The organism is Neptuniibacter pectenicola (assembly GCF_001597735.1).
Lineage (GTDB): Bacteria > Pseudomonadota > Gammaproteobacteria > Pseudomonadales > Balneatricaceae > Neptuniibacter > Neptuniibacter pectenicola.
The window spans coordinates 1-1,543 of sequence record NZ_LUTS01000035.1 but is presented as its reverse complement, the minus strand read 5'-3'; the positions used below and the strand labels follow the sequence as shown (position 1 = coordinate 1,543).

General features: G+C 47.8%; 3 protein-coding genes. All 3 read left to right on the top strand.

The genetic code is table 11. The annotated features are described in order from the left end of the window. The coding region (locus A3773_RS16705; protein ID WP_269454513.1) for a thiamine pyrophosphate-dependent enzyme at positions 1–237 on the top strand (237 nt) is incomplete at its 5' end. Between the two features lie 49 nt (positions 238–286). Further along, positions 287–1,309, top strand: a complete 1,023-nt coding sequence (locus tag A3773_RS16700; protein WP_075109606.1) for an alpha-ketoacid dehydrogenase subunit beta — start codon at positions 287–289, stop codon at positions 1,307–1,309. 3 nt (positions 1,310–1,312) lie between these two features. Beyond that, positions 1,313–1,543 (top strand): biotin/lipoyl-containing protein, encoded by a 231-nt coding sequence (locus tag A3773_RS16695; RefSeq protein WP_067988606.1) that lies wholly within the window; start codon positions 1,313–1,315, stop codon positions 1,541–1,543.

The following is a 1,543-nucleotide window of genomic DNA, read 5'->3' as shown; positions in this document are numbered from 1 at the left end:
GGCCACTTCATGGGTGATGGTGAAGCTTACCGTCCCGCTGGTGAAAAAGAAGCGTTACTGAAAGTCGATCCCATTCCTGTCATGAAAGCACGTTTGGCTGACGTTTATAGCTGGACCGATGAGGACGATGCACAGCTTGTGGCAGATGCGCATGCGGTTGTTGATGAGGCGATCAAGTTCGCGCGTGATAGCGAGTACCCGGCGCCTGAAGAAGCGATGGAAAAAGTATTTGTCTAAGGCGTTATGTGAAGCCCTTCAGGTCAGGACTAAGGTTTAGGAGATAGAGATGACTCAAGTAAAAGAAAAAGAACGTAAGTTAACGATCGCCCGCGCAATGGCTGAAGCGATCGCACAGGAAATGCGTACCGATGAAAAAGTATTTGTCATGGGTGAAGACATCGGTGAGCTCGGCGGAGTATTTGGTAATACGCGTGGATTGTACAAAGAGTTTGGCCCAGTACGTGTGCGTGATACGCCTATTTCAGAAACGGCCTTTATCGGTGCGGCAGTCGGTGCTGCATCGGATGGTATGAAGCCTGTTGTGGAATTGATGTTTGTCGATTTCTTTGGTGTGTGCTTTGACGCTATCTACAACATGATGGCAAAAAATACCTATTTCTCAGGGGGTAACGTTACTGTACCTATGGTGTTGATGACATCAACAGGGGGTGGTTATTCCGATGCGGGTCAGCATTCCCAGTGTGTACATGCCACGTTTGCCCATCTGCCGGGTATGAAAGTGGTCGCGCCCTCTAATGCTTATGATGCAAAAGGGATGATGATCGCGGCGATTCGTGATCCCAACCCAGTTGTGTTTATGTTCCATAAAGCGCTGCAAGGTATGGGCTGGTTGGGCACGGAGAAAGACGCCATTGTTCATGTGCCTGAAGCCGATTATGAAGTGCCTTTAGGTAAAGCAGTGGTTACTCGCCCAGGGACTGATGTCACTATCGTCGGTATTACATCGGGTGTTCATTATGGTCTTAAAGCGGCGCGTATTCTTGAAGAACAAGGTGTAAGTGCTGAGGTGCTCGACCTTCGCTCATTGGTGCCTTTGGATCGTGACGCCGTTATTGAATCGGTGAAAAAGACTGGCCGCCTGATCGTTGTTGATGAGGATTACCATAGTTACGGAATGACCGGCGAAATTATTGCAACCGTCGTTGAGGCGGGTGTGCCGCTAAAAGCGCCCCCACAGCGTGTTGCTTACCCGGATATTCCAATTCCATTTACACCGCCTATGGAACAGTGGGCGCTTCCAAGCCCAGAGAAAATTATTGAAGCTTTTAACAAAATGAAGGAAGTATAAACAATGACTGATGTAATCGTTCCAGTAGATCTATGGGAAGAAGAATCTGAAGCAGTAATCACCTCTTGGTTAGCGAGTGATGGAGGCGATGTTAGTGAAGGCGATGTAATTGCTGAGCTAATGGTAGAAAAAATTCAGTATGAACTTCTAGCACCAGCAAGCGGCAAACTAAGCCTCATTAGTGATGTGGATGATGTTGTCGAAAAAGGTCAGAAAGTTGCCACGATAGGATAA